Source organism: Rhodococcus oxybenzonivorans (genome assembly GCF_003130705.1).
GTDB classification, from domain to species: Bacteria; Actinomycetota; Actinomycetes; order Mycobacteriales; family Mycobacteriaceae; genus Rhodococcus_F; species Rhodococcus_F oxybenzonivorans.
This window is the reverse complement of sequence record NZ_CP021354.1, coordinates 3,470,906-3,488,717: the sequence shown is the minus strand read 5'-3', so window position 1 is coordinate 3,488,717 and position 17,812 is coordinate 3,470,906. Positions and strand designations below refer to the sequence as shown.

14 protein-coding genes are annotated in these 17,812 nt (G+C 64.5%); 4 read left to right on the top strand and 10 right to left on the bottom strand.

Translation table 11 applies throughout. The annotated features are described in order from the left end of the window. Positions 1 to 21: 21 nt before the first annotated feature. The 8 genes from CBI38_RS16405 to CBI38_RS37895 form a co-directional block, all read right to left on the bottom strand. Positions 22 to 1,128, bottom strand: a complete 1,107-nt coding sequence (locus CBI38_RS16405) for a zinc-binding dehydrogenase (RefSeq protein WP_109330377.1) — start codon at positions 1,126 to 1,128, stop codon at positions 22 to 24. Positions 1,129 to 1,174: 46 nt separating this feature from the next. After that, the gene (locus CBI38_RS16400; protein ID WP_109330375.1) at positions 1,175 to 2,032 is read right to left on the bottom strand and encodes an SMP-30/gluconolactonase/LRE family protein; all 858 of its coding nucleotides are present in this window, start codon (positions 2,030 to 2,032) and stop codon (positions 1,175 to 1,177) included. Then, the gene (locus CBI38_RS16395; protein WP_204164755.1) at positions 2,029 to 3,615 is read right to left on the bottom strand and encodes a class I adenylate-forming enzyme family protein; all 1,587 of its coding nucleotides are present in this window, start codon (positions 3,613 to 3,615) and stop codon (positions 2,029 to 2,031) included. Before CBI38_RS16395 ends, CBI38_RS16400 begins: the two co-directional genes overlap by 4 nt. A gap of 86 nt (positions 3,616 to 3,701) precedes the next feature. Further along, positions 3,702 to 5,336, bottom strand: a complete 1,635-nt coding sequence (locus CBI38_RS16390; RefSeq protein ID WP_109330373.1) for a flavin-containing monooxygenase — start codon at positions 5,334 to 5,336, stop codon at positions 3,702 to 3,704. A 614-nt stretch (positions 5,337 to 5,950) separates the two neighbouring features. Next, positions 5,951 to 6,400: an MFS transporter gene (locus CBI38_RS16385; protein ID WP_109330371.1), complete on the bottom strand. Its 450-nt coding sequence runs from the start codon at positions 6,398 to 6,400 to the stop codon at positions 5,951 to 5,953. 1 nt (position 6,401) lies between these two features. Then, complete coding sequence (locus CBI38_RS16380; RefSeq protein WP_109330369.1) at positions 6,402 to 7,235, bottom strand: MFS transporter; 834 nt, start codon at positions 7,233 to 7,235, stop codon at positions 6,402 to 6,404. 449 nt (positions 7,236 to 7,684) lie between these two features. Continuing rightward, the gene (locus CBI38_RS16375) at positions 7,685 to 8,491 is read right to left on the bottom strand and encodes an SDR family oxidoreductase (RefSeq protein WP_257792424.1); all 807 of its coding nucleotides are present in this window, start codon (positions 8,489 to 8,491) and stop codon (positions 7,685 to 7,687) included. Between the two features lie 168 nt (positions 8,492 to 8,659). Then, on the bottom strand, positions 8,660 to 8,818 hold the full coding sequence (locus CBI38_RS37895; RefSeq protein ID WP_204164754.1) for a hypothetical protein: 159 nt from the start codon (positions 8,816 to 8,818) through the stop codon (positions 8,660 to 8,662). Positions 8,819 to 8,936: 118 nt separating this feature from the next. On the opposite strand from CBI38_RS37895, the gene CBI38_RS16370 reads away from it, so the two are divergent. Then, the gene (locus CBI38_RS16370; RefSeq protein WP_162603243.1) at positions 8,937 to 10,685 is read left to right on the top strand and encodes a sigma-54-dependent Fis family transcriptional regulator; all 1,749 of its coding nucleotides are present in this window, start codon (positions 8,937 to 8,939) and stop codon (positions 10,683 to 10,685) included. A 662-nt stretch (positions 10,686 to 11,347) separates the two neighbouring features. Here CBI38_RS16370 and CBI38_RS16360 read toward each other — a convergent pair. Continuing rightward, complete coding sequence (locus CBI38_RS16360; RefSeq protein WP_109330365.1) at positions 11,348 to 12,073, bottom strand: enoyl-CoA hydratase-related protein; 726 nt, start codon at positions 12,071 to 12,073, stop codon at positions 11,348 to 11,350. A gap of 354 nt (positions 12,074 to 12,427) precedes the next feature. On the opposite strand from CBI38_RS16360, the gene CBI38_RS16355 reads away from it, so the two are divergent. From CBI38_RS16355 to CBI38_RS16345, 3 genes are read left to right on the top strand one after another with little or no spacing between them, the layout of a single operon-like run. Next, entirely contained in the window at positions 12,428 to 14,182 is a 1,755-nt protein-coding gene (locus CBI38_RS16355; protein ID WP_204164753.1) for a PHA/PHB synthase family protein, read from the top strand. A 10-nt stretch (positions 14,183 to 14,192) separates the two neighbouring features. Next, on the top strand, positions 14,193 to 15,791 hold the full coding sequence (locus CBI38_RS16350; RefSeq protein ID WP_109330361.1) for a long-chain-fatty-acid--CoA ligase: 1,599 nt from the start codon (positions 14,193 to 14,195) through the stop codon (positions 15,789 to 15,791). Between the two features lie 52 nt (positions 15,792 to 15,843). Beyond that, positions 15,844 to 16,671: an alpha/beta fold hydrolase gene (locus CBI38_RS16345; protein WP_109330359.1), complete on the top strand. Its 828-nt coding sequence runs from the start codon at positions 15,844 to 15,846 to the stop codon at positions 16,669 to 16,671. A gap of 369 nt (positions 16,672 to 17,040) precedes the next feature. On the opposite strand, the gene CBI38_RS16335 is transcribed toward CBI38_RS16345, so the two are convergent. After that, the gene (locus tag CBI38_RS16335) at positions 17,041 to 17,478 is read right to left on the bottom strand and encodes a hypothetical protein (protein WP_204164752.1); all 438 of its coding nucleotides are present in this window, start codon (positions 17,476 to 17,478) and stop codon (positions 17,041 to 17,043) included. Positions 17,479 to 17,812: the final 334 nt, after the last annotated feature.

The window sequence follows — 17,812 nt, the reverse complement described above, 5'->3', positions numbered from 1 at the left end:
GGCTCGCTTCTCGTGTCGGGATCAGGGAACGATGCTGGCGCGGATGTCGCGCTTGGACTCGGCCGCGTCGAACGCGTGGTTGATGTCCTCGAGCGCGTACGTCGCTGCCGCCAGCCGCTCGAGCGGCAGCTGGTGCTGGTAGCGGTCGAGGAAGTCCAGCGCCCGGGACAGGACGATCGGGTCGTACAGCGAGACGCCGACCATCGTCTTGTTGGAGAAGACGAACCGCGCGGGCTCGAACTCGATCTTCTGGCCGATGTTGATGTTGCCGATCTCGACGTAACGGCCGAAGAGCCCCACCATCTTCAGGCCTTCGTCGATGGCGGCGGGGTGGCCGACGACCTCGACCACGACGTCCGCGAGCCGACCATCGGTGAGGTTGCGGACGTGCTTGGCGCGGGCGGCCGGCTCGGTGATCTCGTTCATGTCGATGACGTGGTCGGCGCCGAAAGCCTTGGCCAAATCCAGCCGCTCGGGGACACCGTCGACCGCGATGACCTTGCCTGCTCCGCGGGCCTTGGCCACGGCAACGGCGTACAGGCCGAGCGCTCCGGCGCCCTGGACGACGACGGTCTCACCGAAGCCTTGCTCGACCCGTTCGAGCCCGTGCATCACCTGGGAGAGTGCGCAGTTGGCGCCGGCGGCGAGGTCGTCGGACAGGGTGTCGGGCACGGTGTAGATCACCGCTCGTGCCGGCAGGAGGTAGTAGTCGCCGTAGCCGCCGACGAAGTACGGCGGCTGATCGGCGCGGCCGAGCATCGGCATCTGCATGTTCTCGCACACCGACCGGCGGCCCGCCATGCAGTTGCGGCACATGTGGCAGGGGTGGAAGGTGGGGAACGCAACCCGGCTGCCCACGGTGAGGGACTTTCCGTTGGCGTCGTGGGTGACGCCCTCGCCGAGCGCGGCGACCGAGCCCACCATCTCGTGACCCAGGACGGTGGGAAGCTGCCCGCCCAGGCCCTTGGTGGAGAACGTTCCGTGCCAGGCGTGCAGGTCTGAGCCGCAGATATTGGCGCGGCTCACCTTGATCAGGACCTCGCCGGGGCCGACCTCGTCGAGCTGGACGTGCTCGATGGTGAATGGCTCGCGGGGAGCGTCGAAGCGGGCGATACGGCCTTCGAACATGATGGTTTCCTTATTTTCGGGGAGAGATGGTGGGGACAGTGCGCGGTCAGATGCCGCGGCGACCGACGTCAGCGGTGTGGACGTGGCCCTCGGAGATGCCCTGGAAGAAGTCCTCGAGGCTGGTGGTGTTGCAGACCAGATAGAGCGTGGCGTTGTCCGGCCCACCGAACGCGCAGGCGACGGCCCAGGTGCCGTCGGCGGGGATCGTGTCGGTGATCTCGCCGCCCTCCTCGACCCGGTAGAAGGCCCCGTCGGGGCCGTCGTCGAAGACGTTGGCGAACCACACGCCGCCGTCGGCGTCGACGCACAACCCGTCCGGGCTGAACCCCTCGGGCAGCGGAGCCCACGTCCGGTAGTTCGTCAGCGAGCCGTCGTCGGCGCGGTCGAACGCCGAGATCCGTTGGGCGAAGGTCTCGGCCACCACGAACGTCCGGCCGTCCGGAAGGATCCCCATTCCGTTCGGGCAGGTGACGTCGCCGGGAACCGGACGCACGGTTCCATCGGGAGTGATGTGCGCGAGGTGGGTCGGCCGCGGCTCCTCGCCGCCGCCCACGTCGAAGCCGAAGTTGCCCACATACGCGTCGCCGGAGGCGGTGACGAGCATGTCGTTGGCGGCCCCGACTGCGATCGAGGAGAGGTCGGCGTACTCGGTGACCTGGCCGTCGGGCGCGATGCGAAGCACCAACCTGTCGTGCATCGTGACGACGAGAAAGGACCCGTCGGCCAAAAAGCCCAGACCCGACGGGGAGTCGTCGACCTTGATCTGCTCCTCGACCGTCTCACCGTCGAGGGTGATGACGTGCTGGCGGAAGAAGTCGCTCAACCAGAGCTTGCCATCGTGCCAGCGGGGCGACTCGAGGAAGCCGTGCCCGGTGCTGATCTCCTGTGATTGGTGCTGCTTCATGATGATGCCCCTTCGGTGTGGTGGTAGCGGTGCGGGTCGCCGTACAGCTGGCGGAGGTTCGCCTTCTGGACCTTGCCGTTGGCGTTGCGTGGCAGGGCGTCGACGACGGTGAAGTACTTGGGCACCTTGAATTTGGCGAGGCGCCCCAAGAGGTAATCGCGCAAGGCCTCGACGTCGATCTCGTGGCCCTCCTGGACCACGATCACGGCGGCGCCGACCTCGACGTAGGTGTCGTCCGGAACCCCGATGACCGCGGACTCCACCACCGCGTCGTGGCTGTTGAGTACCTGCTCGATCTCAGCGGGATAGACGTTCTCGCCGCCGCTGCGGATCATGTCCTTGGCGCGGCCGGCGAGGTAGACGAAGCCGTCGGGACTGACCCGGGCCAGGTCGCCGGTGTGGCACCAACCGTCCACGAAGGTGTCCTTGTCGGCGTCGGGGCGACGCCAGTAGCCCACGCTCACGCCGCCGCTGCGGACACAGATTTCGCCGACCTCGTCCGGAGCGGTCAGGGCCCCGTCGGGGCGGACCACCTTGACCTCCGACATCGCCTGAGCGCGCCCGATACTGCTCTCGTGCCAGTGAGCGTCGGCATGATCGAGGGCCACATTGAGCGCACCGCCCTCGGTGAGCCCGTAGGTCTGGTCCATCCGTACGCCCGGCAGCACCTTCTCGAGACGGTCGTAGAGCCACGGCGCCACCAGGTCACCGCCGGTCAGGATCTGCTTCACCGAGTCCGGGACCAGCGAGCGCGGATCCGGATGCGAGAGCAGCTCGGCGACCATGCCGGGATAGAGCAGGATACTGGTGGAACGGTGCTTGCGAGCCGCGGCGAGGAATCCCTCGACGGTGAAGCCGCCGGACGGGCTCATCACCGCCGTGCCGTAGGTGTGCAGGGCCGGCAGCAGGAACGCCTCGAAGCCGCCGACGTGGAACAGCGGGCCCGCCGTGTGCCCGACGAAGGAGCTGTCGAATTTCCACTTCTGGATCTGGATGGCCGAGATCCACAGCATGTTGCCGTGGGTGTAGACCACCCCCTTGGGACGACCGGTGGTCCCGGAGGTGTAGAGCAGCGACACCGGGTCGTCGACCCCGACGACCGGAAGCACCGGTCGCTCTCCGTCGAGGCTGGAAAAGTCCTCCAACGGTGTCGCCCATTCCGGCAGCGGAAAGCCGTCATCGCGGACGATGTACCGCTTCACCGGCACACTGCTCCGGGTAGCCGTGATGACAGGTCCGAACTCGGCATCGAGCACGAGCGTCTCGGTCTCCGAATCCTCCAGCGCGAACTGTACTTCCGGCGCGGTCAGCCTCCAGTTCAGCCGAACAGCGATGGCACCGACCCGGGCGCATGCGAGGAACAGACACACGTAGTCGGTGGAGTTGCGGAGCAGCACGCCCACACGGTCACCCTTGGTGACCCCGGCGCGGCGCAACGCATAGGCGTACCGCAGCTCCTTCTCGCGCAGTTGACCCCAGGTGAGAGCGTCGTCCTCACCGCAGGCCAGTGCTGGTTTGTCGAGCGGCACGGGCGGTGCCTGGCTGGCCACCGCGTCGGTGGCGAAGGTGACGCTCATGCCCATGGTGGTCTCTTTCCTCCTCAGATCCGGGAACCGGCCGATGGACCTCGGGAGCGGACGAGATCGGCCGCTTTCCGAGGGCATCAACTTCAGGCGAGGGCGAACTCCGGGTAGCCGTTCGCCGCGGATTCGTGGACATTGGCCAGATACGCAGGCAGCCCGCCCGGGTACATCAGCAACTGCACCTTCTTGCCGGGGATGTTCGCGCCCATGTACCAGGACTTCGCCTCCGAAAACAGTGCCGGCGCGGCAATCTCGTCGATCTGCTCCTGCCACCGCTGCTCAGCCTCGGGCGTCGCCTCAACCCGGGTGAGGTTGTTCTTCTGCAGGTGATCGATGAACTCGACAACCCATTGGCCCTGCGCCTCGGCCGCGGTCGGACCGTTGCAGAACGCCGAAGGACTCTGTGGGCCGTAGACGAACATCAGGTTCGGGAACCCCGCAGTCGCGGTACCGAGCGCGGTGTGCACACCGTGCTTCCACGTGTCGGCGAACGATTCGCCCTTCGCGTTGTAGATGTCGATGGCCGTGATCCCGCCGCTCACCGCGTCGAAACCGGTGGCGAATACGAGGAGGTCAAGTTCGTGCTCGACGCCGTCGGCCGTGCGCACGCCCTTCGGGGTAATACGCTCGATCGCGTTCGATCGCAGGTCCACGATGCCGACATTGTCCTGGTTGAACAGGTCGTAGTAGTTCTGTTCGAGTGAGGGACGCTTGACACCCCACGGGTGGGGTGGCTCGGTCGGTGCGAGGAGCTCCCACAGTTCCGGCTTGTTGATCCGCGCGCGGGTCTTCTCGCGCCAGAACTCGTAGAAGGTCCTGTTGGTCTCCGAGTTGAAGAACATGTCGTTGTAGGTGCCCAGCCACGGCTTGAAACCGCCCTCCGCCCACAGCCGTTCGTACGTCGCCCGACGCTCCTCGTCCGAATCGTCGAGCGCACTGCGGGGGATGAAGTCGAAGTCGAGGCCCCCGAAATGGTTCAGCCGCGCCGACATCCGCTCGGCGTAGGTGTCCTTGTCCCGCGCGTTCTCCTCGTCACTCATCGGCTTCTGACGCATCGGAAGCGCGAACATGGGCGTGCGCTGGAACAGCGTGACGTGTTCGGCGACTTTGGCCGATTCCTGCATCACCTGTACGCCGGAGGCACCGTTGCCGATGACGCCGATCCGCCGTCCCGCCAACGGGACTTCGCGGTCCTGTGGCCAGCGCGCGGTGTGATAGGCCTCGCCCTCGAAGGTGTCGAGGCCCGGGAAGTCGGGTGTGTAGGGCTTGGAACCAAATCCGGTGCACAGCACCAGGTGGCGGGTCAGCACCGTCCTGGTCTGACCTGTCGACTTGTCGAGCACCTCAACGGACCACCGGCGCTGGTCCTCATCGAACCTCGCGGCCTTGACCTCGGTGCCGAACGAGATGTCCTTCGACAGATCCAGCTTCTGGTCCATGTAGTGGAAGTAGTCGCGGACCTCCGACCACGTCGGGTACAACTCGCTGAAGTTCCAGTCGCGCCACAACTCCTCGGCACCGAACTGGTACATCGGCCCCAGCGAATCGGTGCGGGCACCGGGGTAACAGTTCCAATACCAGACGCCGCCGAGGCCGTCGGCCGACTCGAACACGTGCACCTTGTGCCCCAGCTTGCGGAGCTTGTCGAGCTGATACAGACCGGCATAGCCGGCGCCCACGACCAGGACATCGAGCGGCTCGGTGGAGGTTGAGGTGGTCATACTGATCTGATCTCCTTGCATCGATGTGACCGAACTGACTCCATCGTTGTGGCGCTCGCCACTTTCGCCACGTCTCAATGTGAGACAGTGATCTGTGGAGCGCACTAGCACTGAAGGAAAGAGCAGCCGTGAAGGACGGGGCGACCTCCATTCCCCCGGGTGCGTCGCCTCATCAGGGGTAGAGCCGGAGGGCCCTGGACGTCAGCGTGCGCGTTTGGAACCGCCACCCCGAGTTCAGGCGCGCGTATTCGTACTTGTGCCCACCATCGTTACAACGGGTGCGATGTCCTCGACCATGTAGATCTGTCGTAGCAGAGACCTATTGCGTAGCCACATTCGAGCTGGGTGATCACGTGGCGGTGTACGAAAGGTGCTGAAGGGGATCCATCGCCGGCACGGGGACCCTCCAGAGCTCGGCACCTCCACGCGTCGCGGAAAGTTCCGAACCCGCGGAGACAGGTGCCCGTAGCGGGTAACCATGTCGCAGATAGGCATCGAGGCATCGAGGCCTCGCACCCAGACGGCGCGACACTACCGCTGGGAAGGACTGCCGATCTCTTTGCGGCCCCACATCCGCTGCCAGGACTCCTCGTTGTCGGTCGACCTTCTCGTGCTCATTGGACCCTCGCTGTGCGTCCCACGCGGACCGAGAGGGCAACGATGACCGCCAGCGGCAAGACCAGGGCTAGATACATCACCTTGGTGCTAGCGAACCCGACAGCGTATCCGGCGAGGATCGGCGAAAGGATTGCACCGATCCGACCGATGCCCACCATGACGCCGTATCCCTTGGCACGTGTGCTCACCGGGTAGGCACTGTTCGCCATGCCGGTGTAAGCCACGATGATCCCGTAGACGGCGGCACCGAGCAGTGCCGCCCACAAGAATGCGATTCCACCGCTGCCGAGCGTGAGGGCAAACCCGACGACCGACGCGATGGCGATGATCGCGGCGATCCAGGCGAACTCGGCAGAACTCCGACGAAGCGCCACGAGGCCGTAGATCAAGGCTCCGGCCATCGTCCCGATGCTGATCATGATCCCGGCCGACGCTCCGGCTCCCATGTCACGCGTTGCATCCGTGATGAGTTGCGGCGTCCAGTGTACCGATAAAATAGTACGTTGCGGTGGCAAAAGGGTATGCGAGGCACAACAATAGGGTCGTCGTCCGCACGTCGGGAGCCAGGAGGCGAGGCGCATGAGGGACCGATTCGGCGCCGGGCGCAGGAGATGCGTCGTTGACATGAATCCGTTGCGCGAGCAGGGCGGCCCGCTTGGACCGCATCGGGTCGGCCGACCGACGGAGGAACGGGATGGTCGCGGGAATGCCGACCGCAGTAGCGACCAGAGCTACGACGCTGAGCGTTGCGGCGACCGCGAATAAGGTCCGCCACTGGTCGACGATGGTGGTATCCGCGATCCCGGCGAGCAAGCCGCCCAGCGGATATCCGAACATGACGACTCCGACTCCCAAGCTGCGGAGCGACGTGGGGAGGTGTTCTTGGCTCACGACCACGGCAAGAATCGCGATCACACCGACCGCCAGGCCGACGATGAAGCGCGAAGCCAGGAGCGTGGAGTAGTTCGGCGCGAGATACGAGCCGATCAGGCCCACCGTGTTCACGGCGAGCGCGGCGAGCAGGGTCGGCCGGCGGCCGACGACGTCGGCCAGGCGGGAAAGGAAGAAGGACCCGATCCCGATGCCGACGAGCGCCGCACTGACCAGATAACCCTTATCTGCCGAGGTCGCGAAATCGTCAGGGAGGCGAGGGAGGACGTAGCCGATCACGAAGATGTCGTAGCCTTCGAGGGCGTTCAGCGTTACGCAGAGCGCAACGATGCCCATCTGGTAGAGGGTGATTCGGGTGTGGCGCCTGGTGGCCGTTGTCTCAACGTTCATATTGAACTCTCTGTGTGAGGGGCTGCATGACTGGTTGAGATCAGGGATCCTTCGCGATTCCTTCGACTCGCCTGGAGATCGTCGGCACGGGGCTTGTGTGGCAGCCACCAGCGGCTGCCGGGTATCGAGTCCGCCCGACCGGCCAGGATTGGTTCCTCCCACTCGCCGAAAACTCGGCGAGTCGTTGACGCACCGGGGCTGCTCAACGGGCAGTGATCGTGTCCGCCTCGTCCAAAGGCTCGCTTCACGAAACCACGACGGGCGGACCAACCGCTCTGTGTGCCCGAGCGGACGCGGACGTCAGGATGCTCGCCCCGCAAGTCCGAACGCTGCTGTCGCCGCGGCGTCAAGAGTGTTGGACCTGCGGCCGCTCGAGGACGATTCGCGCGACTCTGTCGGCGACGCGAGACAGGGCTCATGTGTGAGCCTGGTCGATGCAGGGGACGAGATCAGTCGACGAAGATATCCTTGGTCGGTGCCTCCCCGCCGTACCTGCTCATATCGGGGAACCCCGCGTCGCGAAGGACGTCGGCGTCAATGAACGTCCGACCGCTCGTCTCGCGCGCCGCCTTCTGGATGAGGATCATGGTGGCATCCGCCATGATTTCAGGGGAACGAGCACCGTCGACGCCGCCGACCACGTTGGTCACCGCGGCGGTGCCGATCAGGGTCTCGGGCCACAGACAGCACGCCGACACGCCGTCGTCGGCGAACTCGGCGGCCCAGCCGAGCGTCAGCAGCGTCATGCCGTACTTCGAGGTCGTGTACGCCGGATGCGCTCCCAGCCAGTGCGGGGCCAGATTCAGGGGTGGGGACAGTGTGACGATGTGGCCGGAGTTCTGTCGTAAGTGAGGGAGCGCCGCGGTGGTGAGCAGCCACGTCCCGCGGACGTTGACCTCATGCATCAGAGTGAACTTCTTCGTCGACGTGGCCAGGCTGCCGCCGAGGTGGATCGCGCTGGCGTTGTTGACGACCACATCGATTCCGCCGAACTCGGCAACGGCCTTGGCGACCATTCGCTGGGTGTCCTCTTCGGATCGGACATCGCCGAGGACTCCGATGGCGCGGCCGCCGGCCCCCTCGATTGCAGCGACAGCGGTGTGCAGCGTGCCGGGAAGTTGCGGGTGGGGTTGATCGGTCTTGGCGAGCAGCGCAACGTTGCCGCCACGGCGGGCGAACTCGAGAGCCGTGGCCAGGCCGATGCCGCGGCTTCCGCCTGACATCACCATCGTCCGTCCGCTGAAATCTTCGCTCACGTCTGTCCTCCTCTGTCGCCAACCCGGGTCACGACCGATCCTGGTCCCGTGCTGGCGGTCCTCCCCGTCCCAAAATGAGACATCGATCCGGGGGCTCACGAACGACGAGCTCTCCTCGGACCCGCGAAGTCCGTCTCCCTTGGACGCAGAGGCTGACCGCGTGTGGGCCTATTCGGTGCGGCACAGGCGAGAGCGTGAGGACGACTGGATGAACCCGTTCGCTCGCTCCCGGCGGCAGCGCAACTCGGCGATGTGGCCGGCAGCGGTGTTGCCGCGATCCGGCGCGTCGACGGTGCCGCTCGCCATGTGGCCGAGTGTCTGCGCCACGGCGGCCGTCAGATCACCAAGGTTCCATAGAGTGTCTCATTCTGAGACAGTGCGACCCCTCCGAGCCGCGCCTAGCATGGAAGTGGTGAGACAGCCGTCACATTGTGAGGAGGCGCCGATGGACCAGTTGGCCCCGCTACCCGGAAGCGGCGCCGTGCCGCTGCGGCCGTACATCGAGCGATCCTGGATGCGGTCCTCGGCGTGTGGTCTGGCGTCGGACCTGGATCTTGCCCTGATCCGGTACAACCCGGACTTTGATGACGACTCCCGCCTTATCCGAGCCGCCCGGCCCGTGCTCGACCGCCTCGTGGTGAGCTTGGCGGACACGCACCACAGCGTGTTCCTCGCCGACCCGGACGCGCGGGTCCTGCAGCGATGGGTCGGTATGAAGTCGCTGAACCACTCGTTGGACCGGGCCCACATTGCGCCGGGCTTCGAGTTCCCCGAGGAGTTCACCGGCACCAACGGCGTCGGTACTGCGCTCGAGGAGTCCCGCGTCATCGTGGTCCGAGGCGAGGAGCATTACGCGGACTTCCTGAAGGGGTTCGCGTGCGTCGGCGTCCCGATCCGGCACCCCACCTCGGGCCGCGTCGAAGGCATCCTCGACTTCACCTGCCTCGCCAGCGACTACGACCCGCTCATGGCGCCGTTCGTCGTCGAGGCCGCCAAGCACATCGAGACTCGTCTGGCATATCTGTCGTCAGCGGCGGAACAGGCCCTGATGGAGGGGTTCGTCCACGGATCGCGCACTCACCGCGGACCGGTCGTGGCGCTGCGCCCCGACTTCTTCCTGGCCAACACCGCCGCGCTCCAGCTGCTCGGCTCGACCGACCAGGCGCTCCTCTGGGATGCCGCGCGAAGTCTGCTCGCGCGCGGGCGTGAGGATGGAACAGTGAGCCTGCTCGGGGGCGAATACCGGGTGCGGATTACCGTGGTCGACGTCGGGGCGAGCGCCGAGCAGGGCGTGGTCGCACGCCTGGCGCCGGTCAGAGTACCAGCCGCCCGGCAGATGTCGGCCACGCAACCGTCGCCCGGTGAGCGGCCGACCGGACTGGTCGGCCGTAGTCCCCAGTGGCAGCACGTCCTCACACAGATCGAGAAGGTCGCCGAGAGCACCCGGCCCGTCGTCGTCTCCGGCGAGCTCGGCACGGGCAAGACCACGGTGGCACGTCAAATTCACCACCGCGCGCCGGCAACCGGAATGCTGAGCGAGTTCGTCTGCACCGGTCAGGCGGAGACCGACGACGCACTCATGGCAGAGCTCCGGGAAGCACTGGTGCGAGGCGACGACGTTCTCCTGCGACGGATCGACCGGCTGAGCGACGCAGTAGGCTCCCAGCTCACCGACCACCTGCGCGATGACGTTCCTGGTGGCCGCATCATCGCCACCTGTGACGACTCTCCGTCCGGGGCAACGGAGCGCACGCTGGCCGCGTTCGCGCACAACGTCTGGCTGCCCCCGCTGCGCCAACGACACGAGGACATCGCCGACCTGGTGCCGGCGCTGCTCGCCGAACTCGCGCCCGACCGACGTACCGGGTGCGGTCTGCCGGCCGTGCAGGCACTCATGCGATACTCCTGGCCCGGGAACACCTCCGAGCTCCGCGATGTCCTCAAGGCTGCGGTGGACGGTGCCGGGCGCGGTGGCATCGACGTAAAGCACCTGCCGGCGTGGGTCCTCAAGCGATCCCATCGCCGACAGCTCACACCTCTGGAGCAGGGTGAGCGCGACCTCATCATCGACGCCCTGGCCAGCGTGCAGAACAATCGCACCGACGCTGCGAAGATCCTCGGGATCGGTCGAGCGACCCTCTACCGCAAGCTGCGAACGCTCGAGATCTCGAGCGGTGAGGTGCTTGCCCACTGACCCCCTGGAGTACACCTGGGGGTCGCGCCAGGATGCAGACGCTCCGCTGGTTTGCAAAGTATCTCACTTTCGCATTGGGCCATCTGTCACCCGACTGAGCTGCGCAGCAAGACAACGATCAGCGCTCCAAAGAATTCTGCGACGATCCTCCCTGGTAGGCCCCCAAATAGTCCGCTCATTGCTCGGGCCTTCTCCTGGCCACCTTGGGCGCTAACGCCAGCCGGGTCGGCTGCAACTTCGTAAATCGCGTCGAAAGTCCCCTATTGACATCCACTCCGCCCGCGGTTTCGGTCCGTCGGAAGCGTCGACAACCTGTGCCGACGCCGTGCCAAGGGCCGCGCGATGTTCGGCATGCTGTCCGTCCTGGCAGAAGTTCCGGCATTAGTTGATCGTCGCGAACACCCGCGACGGGTTGGCGGCCAGCGCTCGGGCCCGCGGCCGTAAGGGTCGCCGTCCTCGGAATCTCAGCTCGGACCAGACCGAGCTCGCTCAACGATACGACGCAGGCGATCACACCGTCGCGCAGATCATCGGCATGCCGGAAGTGTCGCGCACCATCGATACCTATGGGCATGCAGTAACGTGCCGGCCCCTAGCCAAGCTGTGTGCGCGTGAATATTGCGGTCGCGTCGAACATCATTCTCTTTGTCGTGCCCTCGGGTTTACTCGAGAAAGCGCGCGATTGCGGCTTTCGCTTCTACCGAGCGACAACGTTGCCGGAACAGTTCGGCTTCCTCGTCGATTACCTGTAGTACGTCGAGTCGGTCGCGGTGGAGGAGACGTTTGGTTATACGCACCGATTCGGAGGGCAGTTCCTGGAGAGAGTGTGCAGCTTCGAGTGCTGTCGCAAATGCGGCTCCGTCAGCGACGGCGCGGTTTATCAGGCCGGCCCCTTCGGCGCGGGCCGAGTCGAATTTCTTGCCGAGCATCAACAATTCGGTGGCCAATTTGACACCGGCGATTCGTGGCAGCAAGAGCGTTGTGGCGCCTTCTGGGGTCAGGCCTAGAGTTACAAACGGCAAAGAAAAGATAGTCGAGTTGCCCGCGAAAGCTAAGTCGCAGTGAAGAAGCATGCTGGCGCCGATGCCGACCGCAAAACCCTCGACTGCTGCGACAATCGGTTTTTCTGTCGCGACCAGGGTGCGCAAGAGATCGAACGCTGCGGTGGAATCGGGATGATTCCGGAAGTCGATCAAATCGTTTCCGGCGGTGAAGACTCCACCACTTCCGGTAACTATCATGACGCGGACTTCAGGGTCGCGGTCGGCTTCCACAATACCCTCGGCCAGCGCAACGTAGGTCTCAATATCTAAGGCGTTGCGTTTGATTGGTCTATCGATCGTCAACACGCGGATACCGGGTTCAACAGTGTCAGTAAGAAGGGACATCCGTATCCTTCGAGAGTTTGGCGTGCAAATGTGGTGCGCTGAAAACCTTCATCGCTTTTTCGATTCAATGTGGATTCGCAGCGGGTCCTGGGATGCGTACTCGCGCAGCGTAGCTCATCAGAGATGCGCTTGTCCTGCGGTTTCTCGGCGCCTGAGATTCGCCCCGGCCGCGCGCCGAGACGGTCACCGTGTCTCGTTCTGAGACACGGTGACCCCTCCCAACCGCACCTAGCATGGATGCCGTGAGATTGTCGTCACAATTCGAGGAGGTGCCGGTGGACCAATTGGCCCGCGGCGGCGACGAGGCGTGCGTCCCCGATACAGCTCATATCCACCACCACCAGGAGAGACGCCGTGGGAACTGACGACTCGCCACCAGCTGCACGCTTCGTGGCACAACCCAGAGCCGGGAGAGATCCGGCACCACAACGCCTTCCCAATGAACCCGATGCTGATCAAGAGATTCTCGTTGATTCGGTCCGCGGTGCGAATCCGTTCGTCGGCCTCACTCTCGGGCAGGTGACGAGCGCTGGCGCTCGCTGGGTCGGCGCGCTGATCAAACGTCCGAAAGTAGTGGCCGGTTCGGTTCAGAGCTGGGCGGCCGAGGAAGCACGTGTCCTCGCTGGCAGGTCGGCCGTCACGCCGCATCCGAGAGATCGACGCTTCGAGGACCGGGTATGGGCCGATTCACCGGTCTGGAAACGGGTCGCGCAGACCTACGTGTTGACTCGTGATGCCGTCCTTGGATCGGTCGATCGGCTCGACCTCGATGAAAAGTCGGCCGAGCGGGCCAAGTTCGCGCTCATGCAGGTCATCGAAGCCGCGGCGCCGACGAACAATCTACTGCTGAACCCTGTTGCGCAACGAACAATGATCGAAACTCGCGGTCAGTCCCTCGTTGCCGGCGGGCGCCATTTCTTGCACGACGTCCGTCATAACGGCGGCATGCCATCACAGGTCGACACACGCCCCTTCGAGCTCGGAGTCAACACCGCCGCAACTCCCGGCGCCGTCGTCTACCGCTCACCGATGTTCGAACTCATTCAGTACTCTCCGGGCGCCTCGCACGTACGCAGCGTTCCCACTGTGCTGATCCCGCCGCAAATCAACCGCTACTACTTCCTCGACCTCGCGCCAGGCCGCAGCTTCGTGGAGTACGCGGTGAGCCAAGGGCTTCAGATATTCTGTATCTCGTGGCGCAATCCCACTTCCCGGCAGCGTGATTGGGACTTAGACGACTACGCCGCCGCCTGCATCGAGGCTATGAGGATTGCGGGTAACATCACCGGTTCGCGCTCGGTGAATATTGCCGGGTTCTGCGCTGGTGGGATGACGACCTCGTCGGTGTTATCGCATCTGGCGATGATTGAGCCAGATCTGGTCAACGCCGCCACACTCGGCGTCACTCTCGTCGACACCGACGTGAACAGCACCTTGAATATGTTCGCGAGTGAACGCACCGTCGAAGCTGCTCTCCGTCGTTCCCGCCATCGCGGTGTGCTCAGCGGTGACAGTCTGGCAAAGATGTTTGCCTTCGTGCGCCCGAACGATCTGATCTGGAACTACGTCGTGTCGAACTACCTGCTGGGACAGAATCCGCCTGCCTTCGATGTGCTCGCGTGGAACAGTGATGCCACGAACATGCCCGCCGCACTTCATGCCACCTTCTTGGACATGTGGTTGAACAACGCCTTGGTCGACGCCGGGCGCGCGAGCGTACTCGGCACTCCGATCGATCTCGGAAAAGTCAAGAACGACATGTACGTGGTCGGCGCGCGGACCGACCATCTCGTTCCGTGGGAGTCCGCGTTCGCCGCGACGCGGCATTTCGGCGGAGCGGTCCGCTTCGTGCTGTCCAACAGCGGCCACATCCAGGCCCTGATCAATCCGCCCGGCAGTCCGAAAGCGACATACTACGCGAACGGCGCGCCTGCGCCGGACCCGGAAGTGTGGTTGCAGGGAGCGCAACGGCACGACGGATCGTGGTGGGAGGACTGGGCTGCGTGGAGTCAGGAAAGATCGGGCGATGTGACCGACCCGCCGAAAGCCCTCGGCAATCACGCGTATCCACCACGGATGGATGCCCCAGGACGCTACGTCACAGAATAGGATTCGGCCGATGATGGATGTGCCACTGACAACATGGCTCCTTTTCGAAGGCGCCGCTACGCATCATCGCCATTCGGAGATTGTGAGCCGCCAGCCCGGCGGTGAACTGTTTCGCTACACGTATGGCAACTTCTCGGAGCGCACCAGAAAGTTGATGAATGCGTTCGACACCATGGGCATTGCTCCCGGTGCCGTGGTGGCGACACTCGCCTGGAACAGCTACCGGCACCTCGAAGCCTACTTCGCAGTTCCGTGCACTGGACGAGTACTGCATACCCTCAACGTCCGACTGTCGCCGGACGAGCTCGCGTTCATCCTGCGCGACGCGGGCGACGTCGCCGTCCTCGTGGACCCCGAGTTCCTGCCGCTGATCGAGCAGATCGCACCACGCGTACCGAGCCTGACGCACATCGTGGTCCTGACCGATGATGCCGCCGCTGCCGCCGATTCTACGATCGTGGCCTACGAACAGCTGCTCGCCGAGGCCGAGTCGGACTATGCTGCTCCGGAGCTGGACGAGCGACAGCCAGCAAGCCTGTGCTACACCTCCGGCACGACGGGACAGCCCAAGGGAGTGGTCTCGACACACCGTTCACTGTTCCTGCACGCCCTGGCGGTGACCTCGGCCGCCGGCATATGCGTCGGTCCCGGCGACAGCGTGCTCCCGCAGGTACCGATGTTTCACGCCAGTGCCTGGGGTTTGCCATTCGCAGCCGTTGGTGTCGGCGCCAAACTCGTCTTCTTCGGCGGGCCGCTCGAAGCCGCTCCCTTCGTCGACCTTCTACTCGACGAGCAGGTCACCGTGAGCGCCGGAGTACCCACCGTGTGGGTCTCGGTCGCCGACGAACTCGAACGACGGCCCGGCGCGAATGAACACCTGCGGCACATCATCTCTGGCGGGAGCCAACCACCAGCCGCGTTGATCGAGCACTACTCGAGAAAGTTGGGCATACCGTTGGTGCAGGCGTGGGGAATGACGGAGACCTCGCCGCTCGCGAGTGTCGCGTGGCCACAGCATCGGATGCGGTCATGGACCGAGGAGTCGGTCACACATGCAGCTCGGCGCCAAGCCGGACTTCCACTCCCCGGCGTCCTGGTTCGATTGCGCGACGAGGACGGCAATGCGCTGGCATTCGACGGTGCATCGATGGGCGCCCTGGAGGTACGCGGCCCTTGGGTCACCGACGAATATCTGCATGGGCGAGGTGCCGAGAACTTCACCGAGGATGGGTGGTTCGTGACAGGTGACGTCGCGATCGGGTCACCCGACGGCTACTTCGTCATCTCCGACCGAACCAAGGACCTCATCAAGTCCGGCGGCGAATGGATCTCCTCGGTAGATATGGAGGCGGCAATCATGGCGATGCCCGCCGTGATCGAGGCCGCGGTAGTCGCTGCGCCAGACCCGAAATGGGGGGAACGACCAGTCGCCTACGTGGTACCTCGACCCGGGAAAAGCATTGAACTCGAGATGATACGACAGCACCTCGAAACAACGGGATTTCCTCGGTGGCAGCTACCCGACCGCGTCGAGGTGATCGATGAAATCCCCAAAACAGCGGTCGGTAAGTTCGACAAGAAGGTACTGCGCGCACTAGACGGGTCCTAAGCATGTTTCGACATCGTTCTGGCCGGCCGCTCCGCCGGAAAGCAGTGGGCAGGTGAGCGGCCGAGAGGATCGGCAGCAGGCCGGCTGCACCGGGTACCTTCGGGTGGGCCCGATGAAGGTCCGGGTCAAAATACAAGGAACCGGCCCGCCACTACTGATGATCATGGGCATCGGGGGTCACCTCGATATGTGGGAACCGCTCGCGGGATGGTTTCCCGAGCGGTCAGTGGTGATGTTCGACTTCCCCGGAACCGGGGACTCCTCACTTCCGTGGTTTCCACCGACGATGACGCACTGCGCGCTGTTCGTCCGTCTACTGCTGCAGAATCTGAAGCTGCCCCGAGCAGATGTACTGGGCTACTCGTGGGGTGGTCTACTCGCCCAGCAACTGGCTGCTCAGCATCCCGGCACCGTCCGAAAACTGGTGTTGGCATGCACCGGTCCGGGGGTCACCTGCATCCCGGCGGACCTCGAAGTCGCCGCGAGACTACTCACACCGAAGCGCTACTACTGCGCTGAGTACCTTGCCAGCATCGCTCCCGACACCTACGGCGGCCGCTTCCGGCACGACCCATCACTCGTGGAGGCGGAGGTAGCCCGCCGCCTGCACCATCCGCCGAGCTGGGCAGGATATGCATTCCAACTACTCGCTGCCGGTACCTTTTCCACATTCCCTCTCGCATCGCGCATCTCCCAACCGACCTTGATCGTCGCAGGGGACGACGACCCGATCGTCAAGATCGGAAACCAACACATACTCAAACGCCTGATTCGCAACTCGGACCTGCGAGTCCTGAAGCAGGCAGGCCATCTACTGCTCCTCGACAGTCCGGAGCGATCTGCTCCGATCATCGAAATGTTCCTGCGAGCATCCAACTGATTCCAGTCATGGTCATCGCGTCTCCTTCGTGTCGGTTGTGCGCCGAGGATCACCGTCAGATGCCCGGTCCTCTCGGTGGCACTATCGGTCCCAGAAGTGGCAGGGGTGGTCCGCTCGGTGGCAACGCCGGTCCCGGTAGTGGCAACGCCGGTCGCGGTAGTGGCGTCGCTGGTCCCGGTGGTGGCAGGTGTGGTCCTGTCGGGGGCGAACTCGGAGGGGCCGCGGGTGAATCGGGACGGTGCCGCTGACTGGGCGGCCAGGCGGCAGCGGTGCGGTGGTCTCGGTGGCGCGTTCGAGCGTCGAGGCGGTCTTGCTCACCGACACCATATCCAGATCCATGCTCCCCTCTGTTTCGGTCGACGATCGGTGTCAGCAGTGGGGTCGGCATGTCGATATTCGCGACACGTGGTCAGACTGACCCGAAAATTGGATGGTGAGTGGGCAGGCCGAAGGCGCCCGGCGAAGCCGGGCTATGTTGCTCTGTCCCTTGGGATCACTACCGAAGGCGAAGATGCCGACGTCAGCGAACACGTCATCGAAGGCAGCGACGCTGCCGCCATAGCTGCGCTGGCAGCCCATTGCCTCGGAGAAGGGGTCGAACATGTCCTCCACCGATGTCCATGCTTGCGCATCGATTCGATGGACCAGGTAGTCGAGGTCAGAAAGGCGGTTACAGGCACTATCGAGCTGGAAGCGAGAGTCGTACCGGAACACAGTGCCGTTCAGCAGCAAACTCCAGTCGAAGCGCTGACGTTGCTCATTGAACACGTACCGATCGGTTGGGTCGAAAACCGCTTCACGTGCCATCGTCAGAGCCTATGGGCGAATCACCCCGGAGGGTCCCAATAAGCGATGGCTGACCGGTGCATTCCGCTTGAGGTTCCTTGACCGGAAGCTCCTGACCTCTTGTTGTCCCGTAGGGGTGGTCCGCTGACCGTTTCCGCAGAGGGGCCGGGCGGTAAGCGGGGCACCTCGAACGTCCTGCGTCATGCCGGCCCGCGGCGGTCAGTGGTGATCGGTTGATCCGATTTTCGGGCATACGCGCTGCGCGCAGGGTGGAGCGGAGCGGCGCAGTACCTGCGGGTCGGGGTGTGTGTCACACTCGAGGTATGGAGGGGGCCAACAAGTTTCCGCGTGAGGT

Excerpts from the sequence above, each read along its gene's own strand:
- CBI38_RS16335 (WP_204164752.1), bottom strand. The coding sequence starts at position 17,478 with ATGGCACGTGAAGCGGTTTTCGACCCAACCGATCGGTACGTGTTCAAT.
- CBI38_RS16360 (WP_109330365.1), bottom strand. The coding sequence starts at position 12,073 with ATGTCCCTTCTTACTGACACTGTTGAACCCGGTATCCGCGTGTTGACG.
- CBI38_RS16370 (WP_162603243.1), top strand. The coding sequence starts at position 8,937 with ATGGACCAGTTGGCCCCGCTACCCGGAAGCGGCGCCGTGCCGCTGCGG.
- CBI38_RS16385 (WP_109330371.1), bottom strand. The coding sequence starts at position 6,400 with ATGGGAGCCGGAGCGTCGGCCGGGATCATGATCAGCATCGGGACGATG.
- CBI38_RS16350 (WP_109330361.1), top strand. The coding sequence starts at position 14,193 with ATGATGGATGTGCCACTGACAACATGGCTCCTTTTCGAAGGCGCCGCT.
- CBI38_RS16395 (WP_204164755.1), bottom strand. The coding sequence starts at position 3,615 with ATGGGCATGAGCGTCACCTTCGCCACCGACGCGGTGGCCAGCCAGGCA.
- CBI38_RS16380 (WP_109330369.1), bottom strand. The coding sequence starts at position 7,235 with ATGAACGTTGAGACAACGGCCACCAGGCGCCACACCCGAATCACCCTC.
- CBI38_RS16400 (WP_109330375.1), bottom strand. The coding sequence starts at position 2,032 with ATGAAGCAGCACCAATCACAGGAGATCAGCACCGGGCACGGCTTCCTC.
- CBI38_RS16405 (WP_109330377.1), bottom strand. The coding sequence starts at position 1,128 with ATGTTCGAAGGCCGTATCGCCCGCTTCGACGCTCCCCGCGAGCCATTC.
- CBI38_RS16390 (WP_109330373.1), bottom strand. The coding sequence starts at position 5,336 with ATGACCACCTCAACCTCCACCGAGCCGCTCGATGTCCTGGTCGTGGGC.